The 24,979-nt window shown below is 62.0% G+C and carries 17 protein-coding genes; 16 read left to right on the forward strand and 1 reads right to left on the reverse strand.

Annotated elements, in window-relative coordinates:
* The first annotated feature begins 254 nt into the window (after positions 1-254).
* Positions 255-2,063 carry a flagellar hook protein FlgE gene (locus ACI2KS_RS07020; protein ID WP_404618529.1) on the forward strand — a complete coding sequence of 603 codons (1,809 nt, stop codon included), beginning with the start codon at positions 255-257 and terminating at the stop codon, positions 2,061-2,063.
* Between the two features lie 215 nt (positions 2,064-2,278).
* On the opposite strand, the gene ACI2KS_RS07025 is transcribed toward ACI2KS_RS07020, so the two are convergent.
* Positions 2,279-2,458, reverse strand: coding sequence for a hypothetical protein (locus ACI2KS_RS07025; RefSeq protein WP_404618531.1), 180 nt, complete (start codon positions 2,456-2,458; stop codon positions 2,279-2,281).
* A gap of 271 nt (positions 2,459-2,729) precedes the next feature.
* On the opposite strand from ACI2KS_RS07025, the gene ACI2KS_RS07030 reads away from it, so the two are divergent.
* From ACI2KS_RS07030 to ACI2KS_RS07100, 15 genes are all read left to right on the forward strand, one after another.
* A complete protein-coding gene (locus ACI2KS_RS07030; protein ID WP_404618533.1) occupies positions 2,730-3,470 on the forward strand; it encodes a flagellar basal body rod protein FlgF in 741 nt (246 codons plus the stop codon).
* Between the two features lie 46 nt (positions 3,471-3,516).
* A complete protein-coding gene (flgG, locus tag ACI2KS_RS07035; RefSeq protein WP_404618535.1) occupies positions 3,517-4,305 on the forward strand; it encodes a flagellar basal-body rod protein FlgG in 789 nt (262 codons plus the stop codon).
* Between the two features lie 96 nt (positions 4,306-4,401).
* Entirely contained in the window at positions 4,402-5,115 is a 714-nt protein-coding gene (flgH, locus tag ACI2KS_RS07040) for a flagellar basal body L-ring protein FlgH (protein WP_404618537.1), read from the forward strand.
* Positions 5,116-5,128: 13 nt separating this feature from the next.
* Positions 5,129-6,238 carry a flagellar basal body P-ring protein FlgI gene (locus ACI2KS_RS07045; protein WP_404618539.1) on the forward strand — a complete coding sequence of 370 codons (1,110 nt, stop codon included), beginning with the start codon at positions 5,129-5,131 and terminating at the stop codon, positions 6,236-6,238.
* A 25-nt stretch (positions 6,239-6,263) separates the two neighbouring features.
* Positions 6,264-7,541 carry a flagellar assembly peptidoglycan hydrolase FlgJ gene (flgJ, locus tag ACI2KS_RS07050; protein ID WP_404618541.1) on the forward strand — a complete coding sequence of 426 codons (1,278 nt, stop codon included), beginning with the start codon at positions 6,264-6,266 and terminating at the stop codon, positions 7,539-7,541.
* A 10-nt stretch (positions 7,542-7,551) separates the two neighbouring features.
* A complete protein-coding gene (gene flgK / locus ACI2KS_RS07055) occupies positions 7,552-9,600 on the forward strand; it encodes a flagellar hook-associated protein FlgK (protein WP_404618543.1) in 2,049 nt (682 codons plus the stop codon).
* Positions 9,601-9,613: 13 nt separating this feature from the next.
* Positions 9,614-11,218, forward strand: a complete 1,605-nt coding sequence (locus ACI2KS_RS07060) for a flagellar hook-associated protein 3 (protein WP_404618545.1) — start codon at positions 9,614-9,616, stop codon at positions 11,216-11,218.
* Positions 11,219-11,343: 125 nt separating this feature from the next.
* Entirely contained in the window at positions 11,344-14,943 is a 3,600-nt protein-coding gene (locus ACI2KS_RS07065; protein WP_404618547.1) for a glycosyltransferase, read from the forward strand.
* Positions 14,944-15,227: 284 nt separating this feature from the next.
* On the forward strand, positions 15,228-18,158 hold the full coding sequence (locus ACI2KS_RS07070; RefSeq protein ID WP_404618549.1) for a TIGR00180 family glycosyltransferase: 2,931 nt from the start codon (positions 15,228-15,230) through the stop codon (positions 18,156-18,158).
* 24 nt (positions 18,159-18,182) lie between these two features.
* A complete protein-coding gene (pseB, locus tag ACI2KS_RS07075; RefSeq protein WP_404618551.1) occupies positions 18,183-19,184 on the forward strand; it encodes a UDP-N-acetylglucosamine 4,6-dehydratase (inverting) in 1,002 nt (333 codons plus the stop codon).
* Complete coding sequence (pseC, locus tag ACI2KS_RS07080) at positions 19,181-20,368, forward strand: UDP-4-amino-4,6-dideoxy-N-acetyl-beta-L-altrosamine transaminase (protein ID WP_404618553.1); 1,188 nt, start codon at positions 19,181-19,183, stop codon at positions 20,366-20,368. The genes pseB and pseC overlap by 4 nt, the downstream gene beginning before the upstream one ends.
* A 21-nt stretch (positions 20,369-20,389) precedes the next feature.
* Positions 20,390-21,088 carry a pseudaminic acid cytidylyltransferase gene (gene pseF / locus ACI2KS_RS07085; RefSeq protein ID WP_404618555.1) on the forward strand — a complete coding sequence of 233 codons (699 nt, stop codon included), beginning with the start codon at positions 20,390-20,392 and terminating at the stop codon, positions 21,086-21,088.
* Entirely contained in the window at positions 21,088-22,179 is a 1,092-nt protein-coding gene (gene pseG / locus ACI2KS_RS07090; RefSeq protein WP_404618557.1) for a UDP-2,4-diacetamido-2,4,6-trideoxy-beta-L-altropyranose hydrolase, read from the forward strand. Before pseF ends, pseG begins: the two co-directional genes overlap by 1 nt.
* A 72-nt stretch (positions 22,180-22,251) precedes the next feature.
* Positions 22,252-23,304, forward strand: coding sequence for a pseudaminic acid synthase (gene pseI / locus ACI2KS_RS07095; protein ID WP_404618559.1), 1,053 nt, complete (start codon positions 22,252-22,254; stop codon positions 23,302-23,304).
* Between the two features lie 665 nt (positions 23,305-23,969).
* Positions 23,970-24,902: a ketoacyl-ACP synthase III gene (locus ACI2KS_RS07100; protein ID WP_404619467.1), complete on the forward strand. Its 933-nt coding sequence runs from the start codon at positions 23,970-23,972 to the stop codon at positions 24,900-24,902.
* Positions 24,903-24,979 lie beyond the last annotated feature (77 nt).

A 24,979-nucleotide genomic window follows, 5' to 3' on the forward strand; every position in this document is an offset into this window, starting at 1 on the left:
ATTTGCTGTCATCGAGCCCCTCTTCGCAGGGGCTTTTTTATGCCTGCCCAACGGCGAAAAAGGCCTCTGGCGCGGGGTAAAACTTGCAGAGGCATCCCACTTCATAACTAGAAACTTCCTACTTTCGTCAATGCGAGAATCAAGTTCGCTGACAAATACCGGCCATTGAATAAGTTCGTTCGATCGCCTTCGTTTGCCTGCGATAAATCAATGCATTGACGAACGTGTCGTGGCCCACGACGCAGGGAGTGTTCATGTCATTCAACATCGCCGTATCAGGATTGAACGCCGCGCATAAACGAATGGAAGTGGCGGGCAACAACATCGCCAACGTCGGCACCGCAGGTTTCAAATCATCGCGGGCGGAGTTTTCCGCGCTGTATTCCTCCTCCATGCTCGGTGGCAACCGCAACGCGGTCGGCGACGGCGTGCAGGTGGCCAATGTCTCGCAGGATTTTGCCCCCGGCGGCGCGGTGTCCAGCCAGGGCAGGGCGCTGGACATGCGCATCCAGGGCAAGGGCTTTTTCGTCATGAGTGATGGCGGGGCCGTCAGCTACAGCCGGGCTGGCGCTTTCATCCGCGATGCCGAGGATTTTGTGGTCGATGCCCAGGGCAGTCGGCTCCAGGGCTACGGCGTGAATGCCGATGGCAAGGTGATCAACGGCGTGCGCACCGACCTGAAGATCGAATCCACCAACATGCTGCCCAAAGCCACCGGCAAGATCGAGCGCACGTTCAATCTGGATGCCGCCGAAGCGTCGCTGGCGGCTGTCAGGCGCTTCGATGTCAACGATCCGGGCACCTGGACGCGCATGACCACGCAGACCATCCAGGATGCCGGGGTCCCGCAGGTGAAGGAAGTCAAAGGCATGGACAGCAAGGGCAATGAAGTGATCCGCGTCCACGGCAGGGCCGCGGTGCCACCCCAGGACCATGAGCTCAAGCAGTATTTCGTCAAGATCGATGACAACAACTGGACCTCGTACATCCTCGTCGACGGCGTCAATCCGCTCGAGCCGTCCAACGCCTCGCCGCTGGAAGTCGGCCTGTACACGCACCCCAACGGCAAGGTCTCCGTCAGCGGCGCCACGGCTGCGGTGAAGGTCGTCTCCGATACACAGCTGGCGCTGCATAACTGGCGCCCGGCGATCAACGTCAATGGCCACTGGGTTGCCGGGCCTGCGGGCAGCAACGGGCCAATCAACCTGCCGCTTGACGATGTCAATGGACCGGTGCTGGACCGCGCCGATCCTGTCATGTCCAGGCCTGTGCCGGCGTTTGATCGAAAGGACATCAGTACCTACAACAAGGCGTTCACCGCAGGGGTATTCGACAGCCTTGGCAACCACCATGAGATGACCCAGTACTTCGTCAAGGACGGCAGCAACAGCTGGCAAATGCACCTGCTGATCGACGGGCGCAACCCCCAGGATCCGGACCGCACCGAGCCGTTGACTGCCAGCGTGCTGTTCAACGCCGATGGCTCTCTGCGTTCGGTCACCGCAGGCCCGGGGCTGATCGCGGCCAACAACACATTGACGCTCAGCGGCTGGGTGCCGGCCAAGCCTCTGGGCAGCGGCGCAGCCGGACGTTGGGGGGCCAACGGCGCGGTCGGAAATGGCGAGGGCATCGTCATGGACTTGGGCAAGCTGACCCAGCATCAGGGCGGCACCAGCAGTTCAGGGTTGATCGTCGATGGCTACGCGGCAGGGGAGGCGCGGCAGCTGTCCATCGACAAGAGCGGGATCATGAGCGTGGGTTACAGCAACGGCCTGCACCGCAAGATCGGTCAGGTCATGCTCGCCAGCTTCGCCAACGAACAAGGGCTGCAACCGATCAGCAACACCCGATGGTTGCAGACCCACGCATCCGGTGTCGCCAACTACGACGAGCCCGGCGTTGGCGCGATGGGCGGTATCGTCAATCATTCACTGGAGGGTTCCAACGTCAAGCTGACCGAAGAGCTGGTGGAGCTGATCCAGGCGCAGACCGCGTACCAGGCCAACTCCAAGACCCTGTCGACCGAAGCGGAATTGTTGCAGACGCTGATTCGGGCGACCTGACCTCAGAGCAGGCCGCTCAGGGCAAAAGCAGGGCTGCGGCATAAAATGACAACCATGCCGCGGCCTCGCTTCTGCCCCCAGGGCGTAGGAGTAATGGCGCGAAGCGCCAGCAAACCCTGCCAACGTGGTGTGTCTGACACGACCAACGCGTCTGGATTGTCTGCCGGTGCCCGACAGCTCCTCCGGATGTGCCCTGGAGGCAAGCCCGCTCCATTTCAAATCGAACAATCGGCCTTCACGAACCCGCCACTGATCTTCGTCCAGCCTTTGCCGGGGCTGGTCTGGGAGCACAGGGTCGTGGTTTTGCCTTGCCACAGATAATAGGGCGCTTGTGCGGCCACCGCCCAGAATGACGAGGCGGTGAGGGCAAGGAGCAGGGCGAGGCGCGGACGCATGACGGTTTCCTGTTGACGATGAGCCGATGAGCAAGTCGCTGCAATTATCGCTCCTGGCGCGAAATTTTTTTGGCGGCAATCGCGTCGATTTACCGAGAAAGCGGCGGTCCGCTGTCGCCACTGCCCTCGGCGCTGACGGCTGAGTGCATTCGGGCCCCGTAACCATTGGAAAATCAGCACTTTGTATCGGTTCTGAAAAACTGGTTCGATTATTGCTATGACCTGAGCAGTACAGCTACAGGCGGCAAACGTCTGTCGGAGGAGGAAGACTGTGGACAAGTTGCTTTACGTGGCCATGAGCGGTGCGTCGGAAAACGCCATCGCGCAAAAGGCCCATGCCAACAACCTGGCGAACGTCTCGACCAACGGGTTTCAGCGCGACCTCGAACAGGCCCGCTCGATGCCGGTATTTGGCGAGGTCAACCCGTCGCGCGCCTATGCCATGAGCGAGCGTCCGGGCACCGACTTCAGTCAGGGCTCGATGATCGACACCGGTCGCGATCTGGACGTTGCCGTCAAGGGCAATGGCTGGATGGCAGTCCAGACGGCTGATGGCGGCGAAGCCTACACCCGCACCTCCAGCATGAACGTTGACGCCCTGGGCGTGTTGCGTGATGGCAATGGTTTGCCGGTCATGGGCAACAGCGGGCCGATTGCCGTGCCGCCGCAGCAGCAGATCGAGATCGGCGCCGACGGCACGATCAGCGTTCGCTCGCTGGGTGAGAGCCCGCAGGTCATGGCCCAGATCGACCGGATCAAACTGGTCAAGCCGGACCTCAAGAACATGGAAAAAGGCCCCGACGGTCTGATGCACACCAAAGACGGCAAGCCGGCCCAGGCCGATGCCGACGTGCAAGTGGAATCCGGGTTTCTGCAATCGAGCAACGTCAACGCCGTCGATGAAATGACATCGGTGCTGGCGCTGTCCCGGCAATTCGAACTGCACATCAAGATGATGAAGACCGCCGAGCAAGATGACGAGTCGATGGCTCGCGTCTTGCAAATGGGCTAATGACTGACAGCTTGCGCCGACAATCAGGCGCTCGAGGAGATTAACAATGCTTCCGGCACTTTATGTGGCTAAAACCGGCCTGGCCGCTCAGGACACCAACCTGACGACCATTTCGAACAACCTGGCCAACGTCTCGACCACGGGTTTCAAGAGTGATCGCGCCGAATTCCAGGACCTGCTGTACCAGATCAAGCGTCAGCCAGGTGCTCAGTCCACTCAGGACAGCGAGCTGCCATCGGGCCTGCAGCTGGGTACCGGTGTGCGCATCGTCGGCACCCAGAAAAACTTCACCGCCGGTAGCCTGCAGACCACCAACCAGCCGCTGGACATGGCGGTCAACGGTCGCGGTTTCTTCCAGGTGCGCCAGCCTGACGGCACCGTGGCCTACACCCGTGACGGTACGTTCCACCTGGACAGCAATGGCCAGATCGTGACCTCCAACGGCTACGCGCTGGAGCCTGCGGTCGTCGTTCCACAGGATTCGCAGACCTTCACCGTGGGCGAAGACGGCACCGTGTCGATCACCACCTCGACCAACACCGCCACGCCACAGATCATCGGCAACATCCAGACCGCCGACTTCATCAACCCGGCCGGCCTGCAATCGGAAGGCGGCAACCTGTACCTGGAAACCGCTTCCAGCGGTGCTCCGCAAGTGGGTACGCCGGGTCTGAACGGTCTGGGCGTGGTCAAGCAGAACACCCTGGAAAACTCCAACGTCAGCACCGTTGAAGAGCTGGTGAACATGATCACCACCCAGCGCGCCTACGAGATGAACTCCAAAGTGATCTCGACCGCCGACTCGATGCTGCAGTACGTGACGCAGAATCTGTAAACCGGTTCTTGAATGCCTGATGTCCTGCAAGAAACACCTGATCAATCCGATGGGGCGCCTGATACGCGCCTGCTACACCGCGAGGTTTTAAGTGTCATGAAACGGCTTTCTGTATTGCGGCTTTCCCTGTTGGCAGCACCGCTGTGCGGTATCGCGCTGCTGACCGGCTGCGTTGCGCCTGCGGCCAAACCCAATGACCCTTACTACGCGCCGGTGTTGCCGCGAACGCCGCTGCCTTCGGCGGCGAACAACGGTTCGATCTATCAGGCCGGTTTCGAGCAGAACCTGTATGGCGATCGCAAGGCTTATCGGGTCGGTGACATCATCACCATCACCCTGTCCGAGAAGATGGCCGCCAGCAAGGCAGCCAGCTCCGGGATCACCAAGACCAGCAAGACCAGCCTGGGCCTGACGTCGCTGTTTGGCGCCGGCGTCAGCACCAACAACCCGGTGGGCAGTGGCAGCCTGAGCCTGGACGCCGGCTACAGCGGCGACCGTGCCACCAAGGGCGACGGCAAGGCTGCGCAGAGCAACAGCCTGACCGGTTCGATCACCGTGACCGTGGCCGATGTGCTGCCCAACGGCATCCTGTCGGTGCGTGGCGAGAAGTGGATGACCCTCAACACCGGTGATGAACTGGTGCGTATCGCAGGGCTGATCCGTGCCGATGACATTGCGACCGACAACACCGTTTCGTCCACCCGCGTGGCCGATGCACGCATCACGTATTCCGGTACAGGGGCGTTTGCCGATTCCAGTCAGCCAGGCTGGTTCGACCGATTCTTCCTCAGTCCGTTGTTCCCTTTCTGATACCGGGATAGCCATGATCACGTTCAAGCAACTGATAGCGGCAGCGCTGTTGTTCACCACGGCTCTGGGCGCTCACGCCGAGCGCCTGAAGGACATCGCCAGCATTTCCGGCGTTCGCACCAACCAGTTGATCGGCTACGGCCTGGTGGTGGGGCTCAACGGCACGGGTGACCAGACCACCCAGACCCCGTTCACCCTGCAGACCTTCAACAACATGCTCTCGCAGTTCGGCATCAAGGTGCCGGCCGGCTCGGGCACCGTGCAGTTGAAAAACGTTGCAGCAGTGGCGGTGTATGCCGACCTGCCGCCGTTCTCCAAGCCCGGTCAGCAGATCGACATCACCGTGTCGTCTATCGGTAACTCCAAGAGCCTGCGCGGTGGCAGCCTGCTGATGACGCCGATGAAGGGTATCGACGGTAACGTCTACGCCGTCGCCCAGGGCAACCTGGTGGTGGGCGGTTTTGACGCCGAAGGTCGCGACGGCTCGAAGATCACCGTCAACGTTCCGTCCTCGGGGCGTATCCCGGGCGGCGCGTCGGTGGAACGTGCCGTGCCAAGCGGTTTCAACCAGGGCAACTCGCTGACGCTCAATCTCAATCGCAATGACTTCACCACCGCCAAGCGCATCGTCGACAAGATCAACGACATGCTCGGCCCAGGCGTCGCTCAGGCGCTGGACGGTGGCTCGGTGCGCGTGACTGCGCCGCTGGACCCCAACCAGCGTGTCGATTATCTGTCGGTGCTGGAAAACCTGGAAATCGATCCGGGTCAGACCTCGGCCAAAGTCATCATCAACTCGCGTACCGGCACTATCGTGATCGGCCAGAACGTCAAGGTATCGCCGGCGGCAGTGACCCACGGCAGCCTGACGGTGACCATCACCGAAGATCCGGTCGTCAGCCAGCCGGGTGCGTTCTCCAACGGCCAGACCGCCGTGGTGCCGCGCTCCAAGATCAATGCGCAGCAGGAAATGCATCCGATGTTCAAGTTCGGCCCCGGCACCACCCTGGACGAGATCGTCCGTGCGGTTAACCAGGTCGGCGCGGCTCCAGGCGACTTGATGGCGATTCTCGAAGCACTGAAACAGGCTGGCGCGTTGCAAGCCGACCTGATCGTGATTTAAGGACCCGTGACTTGAGGAAGCGTGCATGAGTATTCCAAGCGGCGGTGTTTCCTCCGGTGATTCGGGGGCGTATACCGACCTCAATCGCCTGACCGCCATGAAGAACGGCGATCGCGACAGCGAAGCGAACCTGAAAAAGGTGGCGCAGGAGTTCGAGTCGCTGTTCGTCAGCCAGATGCTCAAGGCCATGCGTTCGGCCAACGAAGTGCTGGCCAAGGACAACCCGATGAACACCGCGGCGACCCGCCAGTACCAGGACATGTATGACCAGCAACTGTCGGTGAGCATGTCCCGCGAGGGCGGTGGTATCGGTCTGCAGGATGTGTTGATGCGTCAACTGTCCAAGACCAGGACCGCAGACGTCGCCCCGGCAGTCACCGATAACACCGCCGCTGCCAAGACCGACAGCGCCTTGCCGCAGACCGGCCTGGCAACGCGCATTGCCCAGCGTCCGTTGTGGGCGACCCGTTCCGTGGCGAGCACCACGGCCACCACCGATGGCACGCCGCACAACGACGTGGCGGCGCTCAATTCCCGTCGCCTGTCGCTGCCAAGCAAGCTCAGCGACCGGATTCTGGCGGGGATCGTGCCGGGGGCCAGCAACAGTGCCACCGCCCAGGACAGCGCCAGCAGCGCGACCACGCTGAAAAACCGTATTGCCGTTTCCAATGCCGTGGACGCTGCCAAAAAAGCAGGCAGCCAGGGCAACGGCGACTGGACCGTCGGCCCGAGCTACAGCGCGCCGGCCGACGCCTACGTGCGCACCATGGCTCAGCCGCCGTTGGCGCCGGGCAAGAGCGCCTTCAGCAACCACGACGAATTCGTCGCGACCATGTTGCCGCTGGCCAAGGATGCCGCCGCGCGTATTGGCGTCGACCCTTCGGTGCTGGTGGCTCAGGCCGCGCTGGAAACCGGTTGGGGTAAATCGATCATGCGTCAATCCGATGGCAGCAGCAGCTACAACCTGTTCGGCATCAAGGCCCAGAGTGGCTGGAAGGGGCCGGAAGCGCGCGCCATCACCAGCGAGTTCCGCGACGGCAAAATGGTCAAGGAGACGGCAGACTTCCGGTCCTACGACTCCTACGCCAGCAGCTTCCACGACCTGGTGAGTTTCTTGCAGAACAACGATCGCTATCAAGCCACGCTCAAATCGGCCGATAACCCGGAACAGTTTGTGAAAGAGCTGCAGAAGGCCGGTTACGCCACGGACCCGGCCTATGCGAGCAAGATTTCTCAAATAGCGAAACAGATGAAGAGTTACCAGAACTACGCAGCCGCATCGGGCTCTTCCACGACTTTATAAGGTTTGAACCATGTCACTGATTTCAATTGGGCTTTCGGGACTGAACGCCAGCAGTGCAGCGATGACCACCATCGGCAACAACACTGCCAACGTCGACACGCTGGGTTACTCGCGTCAGCAAGCGATGACCACAGCCGGTGCGCAGCAGAGTATTGGCGTCGGTTTCATCGGCACCGGTACCACGCTGTCGGACGTGCGTCGGATCTATAACGGCTTTCTCGACACCCAATTGCAGAGCAGTACTTCGCTGAACTCCGATGCCACGGCTTATCTGGGTCAGGCGAGCAAACTGGACTCGATGCTGTCGGACAGTTCGACCGGCATCAGCACCGTGCTCGGCAACTTCTTCACCAAGTTGGGCACGCTGTCCCAGAGCCCGACTGACTCTGCGGCGCGCACCAACTTTCTGACCAGCGCCTCGGCGCTCGCTGCGCAGTTCAATTCGATCTCCTCGCAGATGAAGGATCAGAACGCCAGCATCAACAATCAGCTGAACACGGTGGCCGGGCAAGTCAATTCCCTGGCGTCGTCGATTGCCAGCCTGAACATGCAGATCACCCAGGCTCAGGCCTCCGGCGGCACACCCAACACCCTGCTCGATTCACGCAGCGAGGCGGTGCGCCAGCTCAACGATCTGGTGGGCGCCAAGGTCGTCGAAACCAACGGCAACTATGACATCTACATCGGTACCGGCCAGCCGCTGGTCACCGGCAGCAAAGCCAATACCCTGACCGCCTCGCCCAGCGACAGCGATCCGAGCGTGTATTCGCTCAAGCTCAATTACCAGAACAGCAATGTCGACGTTTCCAGTGTCGTGACCGGCGGTACGCTGGGCGGTCTGCTGCGTTATCGCAGCGATGTCCTGCAACCGGCGGCTAATGAATTGGGGCGTCTGGCCTTGGTGGCATCCGATCAGATCAACACCCAGCTCAACCAGGGTGTGGATGCCAACGGCAAATTCGGCACCGACCTGTTCACCGACATCAACGATGCCAGCCTGACTTCGCTGCGCAGCCTGGCGAACAAGAACAACGATTCGAGCTCCGGCAATTTCGCGGTGTCGATCACCAACAGCGGTGCGCTGACCACCAACACCTATCAGGTGACGCTGACCGACGACGCTGGTGGCTACAGCGTCAAGCGCCAGCCTGACGGCAAGGATATGGGCAGCTACAGCACCAGCGACACCACGGCGCCTGTGATCGACGGGTTCTCGCTGGCGTTCACCGGCAGTTCCAAGAAGGGCGACAGCTTCACGATCAACCCGACCAAGACCGGCGCGGACGGCATCAAGACCGTGCTGACCGATCCGAAGGGCGTCGCCGTTGCCGCGCCATTGACCGGCACGGCAGGGGCCAGCAACAAATCCACCGGCAACTATACCCAGCCGGTCTTGAACACCCAGGCCGACATCTACGACACCCAGGGCACCACCGATCTGCGTAACGCGCTGACCGGTGCCACGCCGATGCGTCTGTTGATGGGGGATGCCGCCGCCGATGGCTCGCAGAGCTACTCGCTGCTCGACTCGACCGGTAAAGCGGTCAAGGACAAGGACGGCAACGCGATCACCGGCACCATCGTGCAGGGCAAGAGCAACGATATCAGCCTGAACGTGGGTTACATCGATACGGCGGGCAATAGCCAGTCGTTCAGTGTCGGCATGACTATCTCAGGATCGCCGACCAGTGGTGACACCTACAGCATCGCCCTGACCAGCGCCGGGTCGTCTGACAACCGTAACGCCCAGTCCACCCTGACCTTGCAGACCAAGCAAACGATCGACAGCGCTGCGGGCAACGGCACAGGCATGAGCCTGAGCGGTGCCAACAGCAACATGATCACCACCGTCGGCAGCAAGGCTTCGCAGGCCAAGGACGACGTCACCGCCACCACCGCGGTGCTCGGTCAGGCGAAAACCGCGCGCGACAGCGTCTCGGGCGTCTCGCTGGATGAGGAAGCGGCCAACCTGGTCAAATATCAGCAGTACTACACCGCTTCGTCGCAGATCATAAAAGCCGCTCAAGCCGTGTTCAGCACGCTGATCAACAGTCTTTAAGGAGTCGTAATCCATGCGTATTTCAACTGCCCAGTTTTACGAAACCAGTGCTTCGAACTATTCGCGTACCTATGCCAACGTGGTCAAGACCGGCGATGAAGTCGCCAGTCAGGTCAAGCTCAACACCGCCGGCGACGATCCGGTGGGCGCGGCGCGCGTCCTGCAATTGCAGCAGATGGGCACGATGCTCAATCAGTACAGTTCCAATATCAGCACCGTCAGCACTGGCGTGACCAACACTGAAACCGCGCTGACCGCCATCACCTCGGCTATCCAGCGCGCTCAGGAACTGACCCTGGGCGCTGGCAACGGGACCTTCACCGACAAGGACCGTCAGGCCAACGCCGCGGAACTGACCAGCTTGCAGGGGCAGATCCTGGGCCTGATGAACAGCCAGGACGCCGACGGCTCGTACCTGTTCTCCGGCTCTAAATCCACGACCCCTCCGTATGCGGTCAACCCGGATGGCACCTACAGCTATCAGGGCGACCAGACGCGCAACATGCTGGCCATCGGCAGCGGTATTTCCATGGCCAGCAACACCACCGGCTGGGACGCATTCGAGCAGGCGGTCAACACCACGCGCACTTCCGCGACCCTGACCACGCCGGCGACCGACGATGGCATGATCTCCCTGTCCGGCGGCAGCGTCAGCAACTCGGCTACCTACGACAGCAAGTTCACCAGCGGTCAGCCCTACAAGATCTCGTTCGAGAACGGCTCGCAGTTCAAGATTCTCGACAAGGACAACAACGACGTCACCGGCGAGGCGACCTCTGCCGGTAGCTTCAGTACCACTAGTGCCGGCACCCAGACCATCGGTTTCCGCGGTCTGGAACTGGGCCTGAATATCAACCTGACCGCTGCCCAGTACGGCAGCTCGACGGCCGCGGACGCTGCGATGACAGCCGCGCCGCACACCTTCGTACTGGCGGCGACGCCAAGCACGGTCAGCACTGCGCGTCTGCCGGGCAACTCGTCGCAGAACACCGTGATCACCGGCTCCACCGTCACCGATCAATCGACATTCGACCAGACCTTCCCCAACGGCGGCGCGGTCCTGCACTTTACCGATTCGGCCACCTTCGATTTGTACGCATCACCGTACGACCCGGCGACCAGCAAGCCAGTGGTGACCGGTGCCAGCCTGACCGGCAACACGGCCACCGCCGCCGGTGTGACCTTCACCTTCAGCGGCACGCCGCCGGCGCTGGCCTCGGGCGATCAGTTCACCGCGCAGTCGTCGACTCAGCAGAGCCAGAACATCCTCAACACCTTGTCGAACGTGATCAGCGCGCTCAACGGCAAGGTCGATGGCGATCCTGTAGCGGTGCAGAAACTGCAAGCGACGCTGACCTCGACCATCGGCAACCTGAAAAGCGCCGCCAACCAGATCAACGATGTGGTCAGTGACGGCGGTGCGCGCCAGGCGACCGCGACCGATCAGGGCGTGACCAACCAGAACCTGCTCGACAACGGCACGACTGAAGCGAGCACCATCACCGCCTCCGACCCGGTCGATGCGATTGCTCGGTTGACCCTGCAAAAGACCATGCTGCAGGCCTCGCAGCTGGTGTTTACGCAACTGTCCGCGCTGAACCTGTTCAGCAAGTTGTAATCGCCTGACCCCTGGCAGTGCCGGTCGTCCGACCGGTGCTGCCCGCGCCGCACGTCAACCGTTATCGTCAGCGGTTCAGCAGGATTGTTACGGCACTCCCGCTTGCCGCCTGTGAGTTTATCCCCGTGAATCCAGCTCCTCTTGTCAGCATCGTCATCCCCGCCTTCAACCCGCGTTTCTTCCGGCGGGCGCTGCAGGGCGCGCTGACCCAGCGCTACGCCAACATCGAAGTGGTGGTGTGCGACGATTCACGCGGTGACGAAATCCAGACCAGTTTCGATCTGTTCGCCCAGAGCAGTCCGGTGCCCATGCGCTATGTGCGCAATCCGCAGCGCCTGGGGTTTGCCGGCAACCTGCGCGAGTGCCTGGCTCAGGCGTCGGGCGACTACGTCAAATTGCTCTGTGACGACGATCAGATTTTCCCCCAGTCGGTGCTGATGCAGGCCGAGCAATTGAGCGCGCACGACGACGTCAATCTGGTGCTGTCCCAGCGCCTGTTCTGGGACGCCAATGACGCCCAGTTGCCAGCACGCCTGGAAAACACCGCCCTGGCGCCGAACAGCGCCGTGTTCAAGGGCGAGGATCTGCTGGGCATCATCGAGGCCTTCCCGCTGAATTTTCTGGGCGGCTTGAGCAGCGCCTTGTTTCGCCGCGCGGACCTGCTGGAATTTCTGCCGGCCCTGACTCAACCCGGCCACTGTTTCGTTGCATTGGTCGATCTGGCGCTGTACGTCTGCATGATGCGCCGGGGCAACGTCGTCGTGCTCAACAACGTGCTCGGCGTCGAGCGCCTGCATCCTGAGCGGCTCAGCCGCCAGCAGGCGGTAAAGGACGCTCTGGATGCCGAGCGTAACTGGCTGCTGCAGATGCTCAAGGCACGTAGCGGTGATCCTGCACTGGGCAAAGGCTGGGTGCGCTACCAGCCCCTGGACACTGCCCAGACCGACGAGCGCGTCTGGAAGGAACTGCCGTTGTCCCGTTCCCTGGGCACCAAGCAGAGCATTCAGCCATGGCGAGTGGGGGCCAACAGCGACAGCTTCGCCGATGTCTACGCGCAATGGCTGGCCTGCCGCACGCTGACCGAGGTGCAGCACAAACAGCTGCCCAACACACTGGCGCAATGGCCTTCGCGGCCGCGGATTGTCCCGGTGGTGATCGACCAGGCCGGCAGTCGCGCCAGCCTGAACATCACCTTGCACAGCCTCGACGACCAGCTGTATCCGCCTGAACTGACCCTGGTGCTCTCGTGCAATTGCCAGGAGGCACGTCTGGAGGGGCGGGTGTTCTACATGCCGCTGCAGGATGATCCGTGGCTGCAGCTCAACGGGTTGTTGCCGCAACTGGACGGCGGGCAATGGATCTACCTGTTGCGCGCAGGCGATCGACTGGTCAAGCCTGCGCTGCTGATGCTGGCCGAGCGGGTGGCAATGAACGATCGCCTGACCTGCGTATACAGCGACGAAGGTGCGCTGATCGAAGGCGAGTCCGCGGAGCCGGTCTTCAAACCTGACTTCAACCTGGATCTGCTGCGCAGCTATCCCTACGTGGGCCGATGCCTGGCGTTCGAGCGCCAAGCGCTGTTGCAGGCTGGCGGTCTGGACAGTCGCCACGGCGTGCTGGCGCCGCATGATCTGCTGTGGCGTCTGGTCGAGGAGGGCGGCGAGCAGGCCATCGGGCACCTGAGCGAGTTGATGGTCGAGTCGCAGTTCGCGCTGTCGAGCTGGCTGGCCACCCCCGAGGTGCGCGAGCAGAACCTTGAGCTGGTGCAGGAGCATCTGCAGCGTTGTGGGGTGGCTCACCTTATCGAGCCCGATGAAAAGCTGTCGCTGGTCAACCGCGTGCGCTATTTGCACGATGAGCAGCCGTTGGTTTCGATCATGATCATCATCAAGGACCAGCTGCCGCCGTTGCAGCGCTGCGTGGAAAGCCTGCTGGACAAGACCGCCTACGGCCGCTACGAGCTGTTGATCGTCGACAACGGCAGCCAGCAGCCGCAGACCCTGGCCTGGCTGGCGGCGATGGGGCAGCTGGACAGCAATCGCCTGCGGGTGCTGGATCTGCCTGAGCCGAACAGCCATGCGGCGTTGTACAACCAGGCCGCCGAGGATGCGCGCGGTGACTACCTGCTGCTGCTCAACCCCTATTCGGTGATCACTCACGGCGACTGGCTCGACGAGCTGGTCAGCCAGGCCCAACGCCCGGAAGTCGGAGTCACCGGCGCCAAAATATTCGGTCCCGATGGCAACGTCGTGCATGGCGGCCTGATCCTCGGCTTGCATGGCCCCGCCGGTATGCCCTGGTCCGGCGAGTCGATTCAGTCCTGCGGCTACATGCAGCGGCTGCAGGTGGTGCACGAGCTCAGCGCCGTGGGCGGCGATTGCCTGATGGTGCGCAAGTCGCTGTTCGACAGTCTGACCGGGCTCAACGCCTCGGACTTCTCCGATCATCTGAGCCTTGTCGACCTGTGCCTGCGGATACGCGAAAACGGCTTTCTGGTGGTCTGGACCCCCCACGCGCTGCTGGCTCAGGGTTCGCAACCGGCGCCGACCCGTGACGAGGAGTGGAAACAGCAGCGGACGCAGCACGAGGAGCGGTTCTATCTACGCTGGTTGCCGCAGGTGGCGCGAGATCCGGCGTACAACCCGAACCTGGCGCTGAGCAGCCTGGGCGCTGCCAGTTTTGGTCTGGAGCCGGGTCTGAACAGCGGCTGGACGCCTTTTTCCACGCACCACCTGCCGTTGGTCCTGGCGGTGCCAATCAACGCCTCGGCCATTGGGCATTACCGGGTTACCGAGCCGATGATTGCCCTGGAGTCGGCAGGCCGCGCCACGGGCGTGATCAGCTACAGCCAGCCGAGCACCATCGAGATTGAACGGCTGTCGCCGGACATCTTAGTCTTGCAGGGTCGCTACAGCGAAGACCGGGTCAACGAAATCGTCAGCCTGAAGACCTATTCCAACGCCCGACGCATTTTTGAACTCGATGACTACGTCATCCATGTACCCAAGAAAAACGACCATATCCGCGGCATGCCCGACAGCCAGGAGATGGAACGCGTGGTCCGGCGCGGCATCTCGCTGTGCGATCGCGTCGTGGTGTCCACGCAGCCGCTGGCCGATGCCCTGTCATCGATGCATTCGGACATCCGCGTGGTCCCCAACATGCTCACGCCCTCACGTTGGGAAGGGCTGCGCAGCCGCCGGCGCACCAGCGACAAGCCGCGTGTGGGCTGGGGCGGTGGCACCAGCCATTCCGGTGATCTGGAGGTCATCGCCGAGGTGGTCCGGCAGTTGGCCGACGAGGTCGATTGGGTGTTTTTCGGGATGTGCCCGGACGCCCTGCGGCCCTATGTCCGGGAGTTTCACAAAGTCGTCGACCTGGCGCTGTACCCGGCCAAGCTGGCCAGCCTGAACCTGGACCTGGCGGTGGCACCGTTGGAGCAGCACATCTTCAACGACTGCAAGAGCAACCTGCGCCTGCTGGAATACGGCGCTTGCGGCTACCCGGTGATCTGCACTGAAACGGCGGCCTATCAGGGTTATCTGCCGCGCACCCGGATCATCACCAACAGCACCGCCGAGTGGCTGGACGCTATCCGCGGTCATCTGTCCGACCCTGACGCCAGCTATCGCCAGGGCGATGAGCTGCACGAAGTGGTCAAGCGCGATTTCATGTTGCGTGACGACAACCTGCAACATTGGGTCAACGGCTGGCTCGCCGACTGACCGCTCTTAAAACCAGCGGGTGTGCCTGAGCGCCCCGCTGGTCACAGCGCCTCGCAACAGCGGCAATTGACGGCCCTCGATTGCTGGCGCGTTTCCTGCAATACGTCCTCAAAACCAGCCAATTCTCTGGCGCAGGCCCACGGCATACGCTGCCGCGCGGTGACGTCTGCTGATGGCTGAATGCCCTCGTTGAGCTGTCGACGGGGGCGGCGTTGTCCGTGCTGCGGAGTAATGCTGTTTTCCCTGCGTGAATTGGCTGATAGGCCGGGTTTAAGGAATCGGATATGAACAACGTTTTGCCCCTCGATCGTCTGTCGACGCTCAACGACGCGTTGACTGTCGTTGTTGTCACTCAAGACCGGCCCGCCTATCTGCGCAGGGCACTGCAACACTACCGGCCCTTGGCCTGCAAACTGCTGATTCTCGACTTTTCGGTGACCCCGGCCGGCTTTCTCGATGAAGCCTCGGCGAGCACGCAATACCTGCATCTGCCGCATCTGGCGGCGCACAAGATGAGCGCAGGCATTGCCCATGGTCTGGCGCAAGTCACGACGCCTTATATGGTGTTTGCCGGCGACAGTGATTTCATCGTTCATCAGGCGCTGGCCGATTCGGTTGCATTCCTCGCCGAGCAGCCGGAGTACGGCCTGTGCCACGGCTATTCGCTGATGTTTGAAGCGGCGGCCAGCAGTGTCGAATACCTGCGCCGGGACAAAAAGGTCCAGCACGATTACAGCGCCGCCACTGCTCAGCAGCGCGTGAGTGACTATTTCTCTCAGTACATTCCGCCGTTCAATGCCGTCACCCGCACCCCGTTGCTGCGCGACTGGTACAACGCCTTGCCGCAGGACGCCAACGCTCAGTGGCAGGAAATCGGCCATGGTTTCTACCTGTTGGCCCGAGCCAAGGCGCGCATCCTCGATGTGCCGTACATCGTGCGTGAGTTCGACTCGCGCAACAGCGGTGTCGAGCCTGGCATCTTCGAGGCGCTGACCCGCCAGGACGCACGCTGCGCCCAGGAGCGCGCGACCTTTTCGGCCTTTCTCGCCGAGCAATTGTCGAGCATCGACGACATCAACCCGCTGCTCGCCGGCGGCGTGATCAAGGACGCGTTGGCGGTGCTTGCCGACAGCCTGCGCAACGGCAAGGCGCTGACCGTGGAGCGGATTTTCCAGTCGGCCTGGATCGAGCCGTCGGCAACCCCGGACTACCGCTTCGAGCCGCGTCAATATGTCGAGATGCCGTTCTATAACCAGGCGTTCTTCGATCAACTGACGACTTTCGAATTCCTCATCCATGCCTTCCCGGCCGGCAACCTGCAGCTGGAACAACTGGAAGGCGTCTGGGTGCGTCAGGAGCAACTGCTCCAGGGCCATGACAACGATGTCCCCGAGACCGTGACTAACCGTCTGTGGGCGGCAATGGCGCTCAGCCCGTTCAATCGGCGTGTCGTCAAAAGCCTGACACAGGGGTTGATCGGTCAGAATCAAGAGTCCGATGAACAGATGATGCAGGCCTGGACCGAGCGTCTGCAGGCATTGCCGTATTTCGACAGCCGCCAGGCGCTGGACGCCATGCAGTCGGGCCAGTTGCTCAACTGGCTGGCTGCCCGCTCGCCCGATCCGCAACAGGTCCAGGCGGCCACCGCGCACCTGGCGGCGGTCAACGGCGGGCCGCAGTTCGGTCTGTTGCTGCTCGACCTGGAGGACGATATGGACAAGCTGCAGCTGACCCTCGACAGCCTGGTCGAAGGTCACTCCAAAGCGTTCCGTGTCGTGGTGTTCACCACCGGAGATCTGCCGGTCGCCACCACCATCAACAACACGGTGCACTTCGTCAAAGTCAGCAAGACCAACTATGTCGACAAGCTCAATCAGGCGGCCCGGCAGCTGAGCTGCGACTGGCTGTTGCTGGCGCAGGTCGGCGATGTGTTCACCGACGCGGGTCTGTTGCGTGCCGGCATGGAGTTGCAGTCGGCAGGGCAGCTGAGCGCGGTCTGCGTCGATGAGTTCCAGCGGTTGGCCAACGGCGCGCTGGTGGACGTATTCCGCCCCGGCTTCAACCTCGATCTGTTGCAGAGCCTGCCGTCACTGATGGCGCGCCACTGGCTGGTTCGCCGCGAAGTAGTGGTCAATGTCGGCGGTTATTCGGCCGATTACAGCGATGCCCTGGAATTCGACCTGTTGCTGCGCATCATCGAAAACGATGGTCTGGGTGGGCTCGCGCATCTGGATGAGCCGCTGTTGATCAGCGACGCACCGACGCTGGAAGAAAACGATCACGAACGCCTGACGCTGGTCCGTCACCTCAACACGCGCGGTTACAAGGCGCTGGTCAGCTCGGCGCTGCCCGGTACCTGGCAGATAGACTACCGCCACAGTGAGCGTGCGCTGGTCTCGATCATTGTCCCGTCTTCGGGTGAACTGAGCGCATTGCAGCGCTGCCTGAACAGCGTGGCCTACCGCACGCGTTACAGCGCCTACGAGGTGCTGGTCGCGGTCGGTACGCACACTGCCGAGCCGACCCAGGCCTGGCTCAAGGCTCAGCACAAGCCCGGCAGCCGCGTGCGTGTCGTCACCGACAGCACCGGGCTGACCGGCACCGCGTTGCTCAACCATGCCGCGGCCCAGGCCAAGGGCGAGTACCTGGTGCTGCTGGCCGGTGACGCTGAGGTGGTCAATCCGAACTGGCTGGGCTCGCTGCTCAATCAGGCGCAGCGTCCGGAAGTCGGCGCGGTGGGCGCCAAGCTTACCGATACACAGGGCAAGATCACTCAGGCCGGGCTGATCCTGGGCGGCGAACACGGCGTCACTGCCGCGTTCAAAGGGCACCCGATGCATGCCCCGGGCTACCTGAACCGGCTGATGCTGGAGCAGAGTTACTCGGCGCTGTCGGGTGCCTGCCTGATGGTGCGCAAGGCGTTGTTCGAGCAGGTCCAGGGCCTGGACGAAGAAGTGTTCAGCGAGGCATTCAGCGACGTCGATCTGTGCCTGAAGATTGGCCAGAGCGGGCATATGGTGGTCTGGACACCGCAGGTCCAGGTGATTCACCAGGGCACCATCGCCGATGCGCCGGCCCTGCTTGCGGCACTGCGTGACAAGTGGGCGGACAATTTTGCCCAGGATCAGGCGTACAACCAGAACCTGGCCCAGAATGGCCAGACGTTCACCCTCGGCGCTCCTGGCGCAGTGAACTGGGCGCAGTTGCTCGGCTAAGACGGACAGGTAAAGGTAATCGTCATGTTCAATGGCAAATCAGTGTTCATCTCAGGCGCGACCGGCTCGTTCGGTCGCATGTTCATTCGCTCGCTGCTGGCCTGTTACGAGCCTCGGCGAGTGGTGGTGTTCTCCCGCGATGAACTCAAGCAGTACGAGATGCAACAAGAGTTCAACGCGCCATGCATGCGCTATTTCCTGGGCGACGTGCGCGATGCCGAGCGTTTGCAGCAAGGCATGCGCGGCATCGACTACGTGGTGCATGCCGCGGCGCTCAAGCATGTGCCGGCCGCCGAATACAACCCGACCGAATTCATCCGCACCAACGTCAATGGCGCGGAGAACATCATCGCCGCGGCCATCGCCAACGGTGTGCAGAAGGTCATCGCGCTGTCCACCGACAAGGCGGCCAGCCCGATCAACCTGTACGGCGCGACCAAGTTGCTGTCGGACAAACTGTTCGTCGCCGCCAACAATATCGGCGGCGAAGAGCAGACCCGCTTTGCCGTGGTGCGCTATGGCAACGTGGCCGGTTCGCGCGGCTCCATCGTGCCGTTTTTCAACAAGCTGATCGCGGGCGGCGCCAGGGAATTGCCGATCACCGATGCGCGCATGACGCGCTTCTGGATCACCCTGGATCACGGTGTGGATTTCGTCATGCAGAGTTTTGCGCGCATGCATGGCGGCGAAGTCTTCGTGCCCAAGATCCCGTCGGTGCGTATCGTCGATCTGGCCCAGGCCATGGCCGCCGACTTGCCACACAAGATCGTCGGCATTCGTCCCGGTGAAAAGCTTCACGAGTTGATGGTGCCGCAGGATGACGCGCGCATGACCCTGGAGTTCGCCGATCACTACACCATCGTGCCGTCGATTCGTTTCAATAACGTAGACACCGATTTTGCCGTCGACGCGACCGGCGAGCAGGGTCTGCCCGTGGCCGATGATTTCGAATACCGTTCCGACACCAACCCGGACTTCATGTCGGTTCGCCAGATTGGTGAGCTGCACGCCGACATCGCGCCATGATTCCCTACGGTCGGCAGAGCCTGGATCAGGCAGACATCGACGCGGTGGTGCAGGTGCTCAAGTCCGACTGGCTGACCCAGGGACCGACCATCGAGCGCTTCGAAGCGGCCATGGCCGAGCGTTGCCAGGCCGCTTTCGGAATTGCCGTGTGCAATGCCACGGCCGCGCTGCATATTGCCTGTCTGGCGGCGGGGTTGGGGGAGGGTGACTTGCTGTGGACCAGCCCCAATACCTTTCTGGCGTCGGCCAACTGCGGACGTTATTGCGGCGCGGATGTGGATTTTGTCGACATTGATCCGCTGACCTGGAACCTCGACGTCGGCGCTCTCGAGCGCAAGCTGCAAATCGCCGAACGTGCTGGCACCTTGCCCAAGGTGCTGGTGGCGGTGGCGTTTTCCGGGCAGAGCTGTGACATGCGGGCCATTGCCGAGCTGTCGCAACGCTACGGTTTCGTGGTCATCGAAGACGCCTCCCATGCCGTTGGCGCGCACTACGCCGGGCGGCCGGTAGGCTGTGGCGAGTTTGCCGACATGACGGTGTTCAGCTTTCATCCGGTGAAAATCATCACCACCGGGGAGGGCGGTCTGGTGCTGACCAATCGCCCGGCGCTGGCCGAACGCCTGCGCCGTCTGCGCAGCCACGGGATGACCCGCGACCCGCTGCAGATGGATGAACCCAGCCACGGCCCCTGGTATTACCAACAGGTCGAACTGGGCTTCAATTACCGCATCACCGACATGCAGGCGGCGCTGGGCCTGTCGCAGCTGGACAAACTCGATGGCTTTGTCGCTCGACGTCGCCAGCTGGCCTCGCGTTATCAGACTTTGCTCGCCGATTTGCCGGTCACCCTGCCCAGCACCCAGGCCGAGGCCGAGTCCGCGTGGCACCTGTACGTCATCCGCTTGCAGACCGAGCGCCTGAAGCTCAGCCACCGTCAGCTGTTCGACGGCATGCGTGCAGCCGCAATTGGCGTCAACCTGCATTACATTCCGCTGCATTTGCAGCCGTACTATCGCGATCTGGGTTTTGCCACGGGTGATTTCCCTGAGGCCGAGGCGTACTACGCGCAGGCGATCAGTCTGCCCATGTTCCCGGCGATGACCGATGAACAACAGGATTACGTGGTCGATCAGCTGCGACGTTTGCTGAGCCATGAGCCGTCGTCGAGTCGCGCAGATGGTTGAGTCGATCGCAGGGCAGCAGCGGTGACCGCCGTCGCCATCATCCCGGCGCGCGGTGGCAGCCAGCGCATCGCCCGCAAAAATCTCAAGCTGTTCAACGGCGAGCCGATCATCGCGGGCTCCATTCGCACGGCACTGGCCAGCGGCGCGTTCGATCAGGTGGTGGTCAGTACCGACGACGAGGAAATCGCCGACGTGGCTCGCGCCTGTGGTGCGCTTGTGCCGTTCATGCGCCCCGCCGAACTGGCCGATGCCTACACCGGCACGGCCGCGGTCATTGTGCACGCGATCAATGCCCTACAGCAGCGGTTCGATTACACCTGCTGCATCTATGCAACCGCGCCGCTGTTGCAGGCGCGTCACCTGCGTGAGGGTTTGCAAAGCCTGCACGCGGCGCCGGAAAAATCCTATGCGTTCTCGGTGTGCAGCTTCGGTTTCCCGGTCCAGCGCGCCTTGCTGATCAACGACAGCGGCAGCCTGGAGTCGATGCACCCGCAGTACCGTGACGTGCGCTCGCAGGACCTGGCGCCGGCCTATCAGGATGCCGGGCAGTTCTATTGGGGCCGCAGTGAAGCCTGGTTGCGCGGCGATACGGTGTTTTCCCAATTGAGCTTGCCGGTGATCCTGCCTCGACACCTGGTGCAGGACATCGACAACGAAGAAGACTGGCTGCGCGCCGAGTACCTGTACGCGGCGCTCAAGGCCGGTGGGGAGCTTGGATAATGCGCGTGTTGATCCGCGCCGATGCCTCGATCACCCTGGGCAGCGGCCACATCGCCCGCTGCCTGACCCTGGCTAACGCGCTGCGCAAGCAGGGCGCCGATGTGCGTTTTGCCTGCCGGCAACTGCCAGGGCATCTGCTGCAGCGGCTGACTGATCAGGGTTATGCCAGCTACCCGTTGCCCGAGCGCTATGGGCTGGAACCGAGCAGCGCCGACAGTGAGGCGTCATTGCCCTGGGCAGAAGATGTGCAGGCCCTGAGCGGGCATTTGCAGGATCAAGCGCCGTTCGATTGGCTGATCGTCGATCACTACGGTCTGGATGCGCGCTGGGAAAACGCCGTGCGACCGTTGGCAAAACAGCTGATGGCCATCGACGATTTGGCCAATCGGCCCCACGCGGTGGACCTGTTGCTGGATCAGAACTACTGCGCCGTGGTGCTCGACGCGCCTTATGCCCGGTGGCTCCAGGCCGACTGCCAGACCTTTCTCGGGCCGCGCTTTGCGTTGCTGCGTGAGGCGTTCGCGTGCCAGCCGATCATCATCAAACCGCGTGTCCAGCGGGTGCTGGTCAATTTTGGTGGCTTTGATGCGGCGGCTCAGGTGCATGCAACGATGCTGGCCCTGCAACACTTCGATGACCTGCAGGTGGATATCGTCGCAGGCCTGGGTAACCCCCAGTGGGATGCGCTGAGTGTGCTGAGCAAGGCCCGGCCGAACTGGCGCCTGCATACAGTGGTGGATGATTTCTTCGCGCTGATGCAGCAGGTCGATCTGTTCATCGGTGCCGGCGGCGGAACCACTTGGGAGCGGGCGGCGCTGGGCTTGCCGACGATCTGCATCGCGGTCGCGCGCAATCAGCAGCTCAATGCACAGCTGCTGGCCGAGGCCGGCATGCATCTGTATCTGGGACCGCATGAGCAGCTGCAGCCGGCACAATTGACCGATGCCATCGAACGGCTTGTCGCTGATCCTGCGCTGCGTCGCGCTTTTGCCCAGCGTTCGCGCGGGCTGGTCGATGGTCGTGGGACCAGGCGCATCGCTGATGTATTGATCGCGCGTGCCGATAACCGACACACAGGGCCGGGCGTTTGACGCCATGTCCTGCCAACATTTTTCAGGCATCGGTCAGCGCTGGCCGGTTGTCATTGCAGCGAGTGAGCTCTGATGAGTCAGTTCAAGATCGGTTCCCGGACAATCGGCCCCGACGCGCCGCCGTTCATCATTGCCGAAATGAGCGGCAACCATAATCAGTCGCTGGATCAGGCGTTGCGCATCGTCGAGGCTGCGGCCAAGGCGGGCGCCCATGCGCTCAAACTGCAGACCTACACCGCCGACACCATGACCCTGGACATTGCCCAGGGCGAGTTCTTCATCAAGGACCCCGCCAGTCTGTGGGCGGGCTCGTCATTGTATGCGCTCTATGAAAAGGCCCATACGCCCTGGGAATGGCACGCGCCGATCTTTGCCCGCGCCAGGCAGCTGGGCATGCTGGCGTTTTCCACGCCGTTCGATGAGACCGCAGTGGACTTTCTCGAAAGCCTGGACGTGCCGGCCTACAAGATCGCCAGTTTCGAAAACACCGACATACCGCTGATCCGCAAGGTTGCCGCCACGGGCAAGCCAATGATCATCTCCACCGGCATGGCCAGCATCGCCGAACTTGACGAAAGTGTGCGCGCTGCCCGGCAGGCCGGGTGCACGGACCTGGTATTGCTTAAATGCACCAGTACCTATCCGGCGTCGCCTGAAAACAGCCATGTCCGGACCATCGCGCATCTGGCCGGGCTGTTCGGCTGCCAGGTGGGGTTGTCCGATCACACCATGGGCCTGGGCGTGTCGATCGCAGCGGTGGCGATGGGGGCTACGGTGATCGAAAAACATTTCACCCTGGACCGCGCCGATGGCGGCGTGGACGCCAGCTTTTCCCTGGAACCTGCGGAAATGGCTAGCCTGGTGATCGAAACCGAGCGTGCCTGGCAGGGCCTGGGCCATGTGCAGTACGGCGCCACGCAGGCCGAGCAGAAGTCGCTGCAATACCGCCGTTCATTGTATGTGGTGCAAGACATTGCAGCCGGTGAGGTCTTCAGCAAGCAGAACCTGCGGGCGATCCGCCCCGGCCTCGGCCTGGCGCCAAAACACATCGACAGCGTGCTCGGCCGCAGCGCCCGCCAGGCGCTCAAGCGCGGAACCCCGTTGAGTTGGGACGTAATTGGTTGAGGCGCGATGCAGCATCGCTTCTGGTCACAGGGTTTGCTGCCGCTTCGCGCCAGATCGCGAGCAAGCTTGCTCCTACGCCCTGCGGGCAGAGGCGACCGACCTCTTGCGTCCTGCGGGTAGAGGCGATCGACATCCGTTGCACCGCCTGCTTTTGATTCCGCGCGAAAGCCGTTGATCGCTCCCACGCTCCGCGTGGTAGCACCTGCCTCGACGCTCCGCGTCGCTCGTCGCGTGACGCAGAGCGTCACACGCTGCGTGCCCACGCGGAGCGTGGGAACGATCCCTCTAACACTACCGCGTGGTGCGAACGCGGCTCGCGCAAGCCGGCTGCTAGAAAGGTCGTTGATCATCGGAGGCGATTTGCGTTCAGCCTTCAAAAACCCATGACAACTTCATGTCAATTGCCTGTCTGAGCCTCAATCCGCGCTTGCGCAGTACTCACCGGTCAGCTAAAAGCTTGTAAAACTTTTGGTGACCTGTGAGTCATAACGGGCATCTTCACTGTATCGTGCTTGCAGAAGATAAAGGCATACGGCGGTTTTTCAGGACTTCCTGAACGCGCCAACCCCTTTTTGTCGCCGCTTTTTCGGCCTCAAGCCCCGGATTTTCAATGCCCCGCCTGATGGCGATGGGTGATGTTCAGCAGTTTAGATTGGGAAGCCATGATGATTGGCATTAAAAGCATAGCGAGTTACGTGCCTGCGGCCGGCGTCGACAATTACGCGCAGGGTGCCAAATTCGGGAAGGATGAGGACTTCATCCTTGGCAAGATCGGTTCTGCTTTTCTGCCACGCAAGGACGATGCTCAGGAAACATCAGACCTGTGCGTCGAAGCGGTCAACCAATTGTTCGCCAACAACCCGGACCTTTCCCGTGAGTCCATTGATGCGCTGATCGTCGTCACCCAGAACGGCGACGAAGAAGGGCTGCCGCACACCGCCGCCATCGTCCAGCACAAGCTCGGTCTGCCGACCCACGTCGCAGCGTTCGATATCTCCCTGGGGTGCTCGGGGTATGTCTACGGTATCTACGCAATCAAGGGCTTCATGGAAGCTGCGGGTCTGAAAAACGGCCTGCTGGTGACCGCCGATCCGTATTCGAAAATCGTCGATCCTGAAGACCGCAACACCACCATGCTGTTTGGCGACGCGGCCACCGCCACCTGGATGGGCGAAGACGCGCCGTGGCAACTGGGCAAGGCGAAGTTCGGTACCGATGGCGGCGGTGCGGAGTTCCTCAAGACCAGCAATGGCGCGTTCTTCATGAACGGTCGTCAGGTGTTCAACTTTGCCCTGGTCAAGGTGCCGGCGCATTTGAATGAACTGCTGCAAGACTCCGATCTGCAATCGTCGGACATCGATGCCTTCTGCATCCACCAGGGCAGCGCGGCCATCGTCGACGCGGTGGCGCGTCGTTTCGAAGACGGCAAGAACCCCGAGAAGTTCGTCAAGGACATGCTGGAAACCGGCAACACGGTCTCCTCCAGCATTCCGTTGCTGCTCGAAAAGCACGTGCTCAACGCCCCTTGGAAGCGCGTGGCGCTCAGCGGTTTCGGTGTAGGCCTGTCCTGGGGTTCGGCGATCATTTATCGTCCCTGACCTTGAGTCACGGAAAACGGCGACGTTGAACTTCACGTCGCCGTTTTGCATTCTGTCGCTTTGGCGGGGAAAGGAAG

Origin of the sequence: Pseudomonas sp. NPDC087358 (assembly GCF_044900785.1) — a bacterium.
GTDB lineage: Bacteria > Pseudomonadota > Gammaproteobacteria > Pseudomonadales > Pseudomonadaceae > Aquipseudomonas.